Source organism: Glycomyces dulcitolivorans, from assembly GCF_003265355.1.
Lineage (GTDB): Bacteria > Actinomycetota > Actinomycetes > Mycobacteriales > Micromonosporaceae > Glycomyces > Glycomyces dulcitolivorans.
The window spans coordinates 1-5,528 of sequence record NZ_QFRW01000187.1 but is presented as its reverse complement, the minus strand read 5'-3'; the positions used below and the strand labels follow the sequence as shown (position 1 = coordinate 5,528).

Sequence of the window (5,528 nt, the reverse complement as noted above, 5' to 3'; positions counted from 1 at the left end):
GGCGAGGGCGGCGCGGCGGGCGAGTTCGGTTCGGGCGCCGTCGGATTCGCGGGCGACGGCGAGGGCCGCGGCGGCTCCGGCGACGACCGCGGGCGGCGGGGCGGTGTCGTAGATGAAGGTGCGGCCGGTGTCGTGGAGGTGGCGGCGCAGGACGATTGGTCCGGCGACGACGCCCCCGGCGGCGCCGAGGGCTTTGGAGAGGGTGGCGGTGACGACGATGCCGGGGTCGCCGGCCAGTCCGGCGGCGGCGACGCCTCCGGCTCCGTGGTCGCCGACGGTGCCGATGGCGTGGGCTTCGTCGACGAGGAGGAGCGCGCCGTGCGCGCTGGTGAGGGCGTGGAGGTCGCGGAGCGGGGCGGCGTCGCCGAGGACGGAGTAGACCGATTCGACGGCGACGAGCGCCGGCTTGAGGGTGCGCAGGCGCTGTTCGAGGTCGTCGAGGTCGTTGTGCGCGAACGTCTCCGCGCGGCCGCCCGCGAGGCGGGCGGCGTCGTGGAGGGAGGCGTGGGCGTGCGCGTCGAGCAGGACCGGGCCGCCCGCGAGCGCGGCGACGGCGCCGAGGTTGGCGAGGTACCCCGAGGAGTAGAGGATCGCGGTCTCGGTGCCGGTGTGGCGGGCGAAGTCGGCCTCGAACGCCTCGTGGACGCCGGTGGTGCCGCGCACGAGCCGCGACCCGCCCGCGCCGAGCCCGTACTCGGCGAGCGCTTCGGCGGCGGCGGCGAGGACCGCCGGGTGGCGGGAGAGCCCGAGGTAGTCGTTCCCGGCGAGGTCGACCGCGTCGGTGCGCGGCGCGGCGGTGCGGGTGAGCCCGGCCTTGGCGCGCAGGTCGGCCTTGCGCGACAGGCGGTCCCAGACCGGAGTGCTCATGCGAGGACCTCGTCGATCGCGGCGTCGAGGGCCTCCACCAGCAGCTCGGTCTCGTTGTCGCCCAGGGTGAGCGGCGGCATCACGACGACCGTGTCGCCGAGGGGGCGCAGCCAGACGCCGCGGTCGCGGGCGGCGCGGCAGACGCGGAAGCCGGTGCGGTCCCCGGCCGGGGCGACCTCGACGCCGATCATCGTGCCGAGGCGGCGGACCTCGACCACGCCGTCCTTGGCCGCGACCGGTTCGAGAAGCTTCCCGAGGCGCTCGCCCAGGCGCGCGGCCTGGCCGACCACGTCCTGCTCCCCCATCACGCGCAGGTTCGCGAGCGCGGCCGCGCAGCACAGCGGGTTCGCGGTGTAGGTGTGGCCGTGGAAGAACGTGCGCGGCGACGTGTCGCCGGGCCTGGACAGGAACGCCTCGAAGACGTGCTCCGCCGCGAGGACCGCCGACAGCGGCAGGTACCCGCCGGTGATGCCCTTACCGCAGGTGAGGAGGTCGGGGACGACGCCCGCGTGCTCGGCGGCCCACATGCGGCCGGTGCGGCCGAAGCCGGTGGCGACCTCGTCGAAGATCAGGAGGGCGCCGTACGTGTCGGCGAGTGTCCTTGCGGTGCGCAGGAACTCGGCGTCGTAGTCGAGCATCCCGGCGGCGCCCTGGATCATGGGCTCGACGATGATCGCGCACACCTGGTCGCCGTACTCGTGCATCACCGAGCCGAGGTGGGAGACCGCCATGGTGAACCGGTCGGCGCCGAGGGCGCGGTCGCCCGGCGACTCGACGCCGATGGTCTCCAGCAGCAGCGGCTTGTACGCCTCGTGGAAGAGGTCGTGGCCGCCGACTGCGACGGCGCCGAGCGTGTCGCCGTGGTAGGCGTGGTTCAGGCGCACGAACTTCGGCCGGGCGTGCCCGGTCTGGGTCGAGTACTGGTAGGCGATCTTCAGCGCGGCCTCGACCGCGGAGGAGCCGTCCCCGGCGTAGAAGACCTTCGTCAGCTCGGGCCCGGTCCCCTTGGGCGCCAGTGCGACCAGTGCCTCCGACAGTTCGATCCCGGGCGTGTGGGTGGTGCCGAGGAACGTCGAGTGGTCGAGCTTCGCGAGCTGGGCGGCGATCGCGGCGTTGATCTCGGGGTGCCCGTGCCCGAGGGTCGTGGTCCACAGTGAGGAGACGCCGTCGAGGTAGCGGCGGCCGTCGACGTCCCACAGCCACGGCCCCTCGGCCCGGTCGACGACGGTGGGGTCGTCGTCGGTCCAGGTGGCGTGCTGGGTGAACGGGTGCCAGACGGCGGCGGCGTCCCTGGCGATCCAGGAGGCACTGGCGGACATCGCGGCTCCTTAGTGGTTTCCTATAAATGCCATTGGAGGATACCGACAGGCGGAATGCGGGTCGGGGAGCGTCCACCGTTATGCGGCCGAGGCCCCGCGGACACCTGCTGAGGTTCTGGGCTTAGGCTTGGCCGCGGTTTCGCGCGTTCGGACCGGACCCACGGCGTCCGTCCGGGTTTTTACACTTTGAACACACTGGGATGCTTGACAACCACCTGCGTCAACGGCAGACTGGTGACACTTGCGGCAATCGCGGAGGATTGTCACTTACCGCCCCTTCAGGCATCGCACCCCCGGCGACGCTTGCGGACCGCGGGCACCGCCCGTCCCGCGCGCCGGGCCGGGCAGCGCCGCAGCGGGCGGTCGGAATCGTGGAATTGCAAGGAAGGCCCCGTGTCTGACCAGAACCCCAAGGCCGCCGACCCAGTCGGCGACCAGTCGGACGCCGACCGCCGACCGCGGTTCTCGGACGTCTTCGGCGACCGCGAAGCGGCCGCCTACCTCGGCGCGTTCTGCCTCTCCAACGCCGGCTCCATGCTCAACCGCGTCGCCGTCACCGCCCTCGTGTGGGCCAGCACCGGCTCCTCGGCGCTCGCCGTCGCCTCCTTCGCGATCAGCTACGCCCCCTACCTCGGCCTCGCGCAGGTCCTCGGCGCGGTCGTCGACCGCTACGCCTACCGCAACGTCATGGTCGCCTGCGACGTCCTGCGCGCCGGGCTCATCGCCCTGCTCCTGATCCCCGGCATGCCCGTGCCCGCGATGATGGCCGTCGTCTTCGCCGTCGCCGCCGTCCAGCCCGCCTACAACGCCGCGCGCACCGCGACCCTCGCGCAGATCCTCACCGGCGACCGGCTCTCCACCGCCATCGCGCTCACCTTCTCAGTCGCCGCGACCGCCCAGATCATCGGGTTCCTCGCCGGCGGCCTGCTCTCCTCCATCGACCCGTACACGGCGCTGACGGTGAACGCGATCCTGTTCGCGGTCAGCGCGGTCGCCGTGTTCGGCCTGGTCAAGTACCGCCCCACGGTCAACAAGCGGGAGGAGCGGCGCCACGTCCTGGCCGAGACCGCCGACGGGATGCGCCTCGTCTGGGACAGCAAGGTCCTGCGCACCGTCTCCCTCGGGATCTGGGGCCTGTTCGCCCTGACCGCGGTCCCCGAAGGCGTCGCGGTCCTGTGGGCGGTGCACCTCGACCGCGGCGCGGCGACGCAGGGCCTGATCATGGCCATCGACGCCGTCGGCACGGTCGTGGGGACGCTCCTGTTCGCGCGGCTCGTGCGACCCTCCATACGCGGCAGGCTGATCCGGCCGCTGGCGTTCCTCGCGCCGCTGGCGCTGACGGCCGCCCTGCTGGACCCGCCGCTGCCGGGCGTCCTCGTGCTCGCATTCGGCGCAGGGCTTGCGACCATGACGATGGCGCCGATGAACGCGACCCTCGCGCAGTGCATCCCCGACGGCTGGCGGGGCCGCGTGATCGCCGCGATCAACGCCGGACTCCAGCTCAGCCAGGGCCTCGCCATCGCCGGGGTGGGCCTGGTCGCCGAACTCGGCGTGCCGATCCCGTACGTCGTGGGCGCCTGGGGCGTCATCGGCTTCGGCATCCACGCGCTCCTGACGCGGGCCTGGCCCACGGACGAGGAGATCGAGGCCGCGAAGGCCGCCGCCGCACCGCCGCCGCAGCCCGCGGCCTCCTGACGTCCCGTCCCACGGTTCCCTCTGACGGCGGAGTGCCTCTGCTCTCCACCTCGTCCGGGAGCTAGGCTCGATCCGGCGCCGCCTCGCCGGACCGCGGCGCCGGACGCGACAGGAGCACCAACGTGGAACACGCAATGACCGTCGAGCTGCGCGGACACCTCATCGACCAGGGCGTCTTCGCCCGGGTCATGGACGACGTGCTGGAGTACTCGGGGGCCTATTCGATCGACCGCTTCGACGTGGGGCGGCACCACACCGACGAGTCGTACGCGCAGCTGACGGTCTCCGCCGAGACCTCGGAGCTGCTGGAGCGGATCGTCATGCGCCTCCAGACCCACGGCGCCAACCCGCTCGAACCCGGCATCGCCACGCTCAAACCGGCCCCGCGCGACGGCGTCTTCCCCGAAGACTTCTACTCGACCACGAACTTCGACACCCAGATCCGCCTCAACGGCGGCTGGATGGACGTCGAGAACTCCGAGATGGACTGCGGCATCATCGTCACCGAGGACCACTCCCGCGCCTGGACCCTCCCGGTGTCCGACGTCAAGGCCGGCGAGCTCGTGGTCTGCGGCGGCGAGGGCGTCAAGGTCCTCCCGCTGCCCGAGCCCGCGCGCAAGAGCCCCGAGTCCTCGAACTTCGAGTTCATGAGCGGCGGCGTCTCCTCCGAACGGCCGCAGGCGCTCCAGGTCCGCCAGATCGCCCAGCACATGCGCGAGGTCAAGGCCCGCGGCGAGAAGATCCTGTGGGTCGGCGGCCCCGCGATCGTCCACACCGGAGCCGGGAAGGCCCTGGAGGCGCTCATCAACGAGGGCTACGCCGACGTCGTCTTCGCCGGGAACGCCCTCGCCGCGCACGACATCGAGTCGAACCTGTTCGGCACCTCCCTGGGCGTCGACCTCGACAAGGGCCACGGCGTCCCGCACGGCCACGAGCACCACATCCGCGCGATCAACAAGATCCGCACCTGCGGCTCCATCGCCGACGCGGTCGACCAGGGCGTCCTCAAGGGCGGCATCATGCACGCGCTGGTCAAGAACAAGAAGGACTTCGTGCTCGTCGGCTCCGTCCGCGACGACGGGCCGCTGCCGGACGTGTACACCGACGTCATCGAGGGCCAGCGGGCCATGCGCGCGGCCCTGCCGGGCGTCGGGTTCGCGATCATGGTCGCGACCATGCTCCACTCCATCGCCACGGGCAACATCCTGCCCGCGAAGGTGCCGCTGGTCAGCGTCGACATCAACCCCGCCACGGTCACCAAGCTGGCCGACCGCGGCTCGGCCCAGGCGATCGGCGTGATCACCGACATCGGCCTGTTCTGCGAGCAGCTCGCGGGCGAACTCGTCGTCGGCTACAAGCGCGACTGAGGCGTTCACTCCAAGGGCGGTCGGCGCGTGCCGGCCGCCCTTCGCGTCCGGGTAGCGCTTTCCAAACCTCGGTTCGCCCGCTATGATCCCATTAAATCGATTCATTTCAATGCGTGAATTGAAACGTTCGAATCGACGGGAACTTCAAGGAGCACAACGATGTCCTTCACCGGCAATCCCAAACGAAGACTCCGCCTCGTCCTCGCGGCCGCCGCGGTCGCGCTCGCCGGCGCGCTCGGGGCCGTGGCCGTGCCCGAGGCCGCGCTCGCGCAGGGGTGCG

4 protein-coding genes are annotated in these 5,528 nt (G+C 71.9%); 2 read left to right on the top strand and 2 right to left on the bottom strand.

Annotation, left to right across the window (positions count from 1 at the left end):
- Together DI269_RS14020 and bioA are read right to left on the bottom strand one after the other, a co-directional pair.
- The coding region (locus tag DI269_RS14020; RefSeq protein ID WP_112136846.1) for an aminotransferase class I/II-fold pyridoxal phosphate-dependent enzyme at positions 1-867 on the bottom strand (867 nt) is incomplete at its 3' end.
- Positions 864-2,186 carry an adenosylmethionine--8-amino-7-oxononanoate transaminase gene (bioA, locus tag DI269_RS14015; RefSeq protein WP_112136844.1) on the bottom strand — a complete coding sequence of 441 codons (1,323 nt, stop codon included), beginning with the start codon at positions 2,184-2,186 and terminating at the stop codon, positions 864-866. The genes bioA and DI269_RS14020, both read right to left, overlap by 4 nt.
- A 393-nt stretch (positions 2,187-2,579) precedes the next feature.
- Between bioA and DI269_RS14010 the strand changes: the two genes are divergently transcribed.
- Complete coding sequence (locus DI269_RS14010; RefSeq protein ID WP_112136842.1) at positions 2,580-3,881, top strand: MFS transporter; 1,302 nt, start codon at positions 2,580-2,582, stop codon at positions 3,879-3,881.
- Between the two features lie 122 nt (positions 3,882-4,003).
- Positions 4,004-5,248: an ornithine cyclodeaminase, nickel-pincer nucleotide-dependent gene (locus tag DI269_RS14005; RefSeq protein ID WP_198667427.1), complete on the top strand. Its 1,245-nt coding sequence runs from the start codon at positions 4,004-4,006 to the stop codon at positions 5,246-5,248.
- Positions 5,249-5,528: the final 280 nt, after the last annotated feature.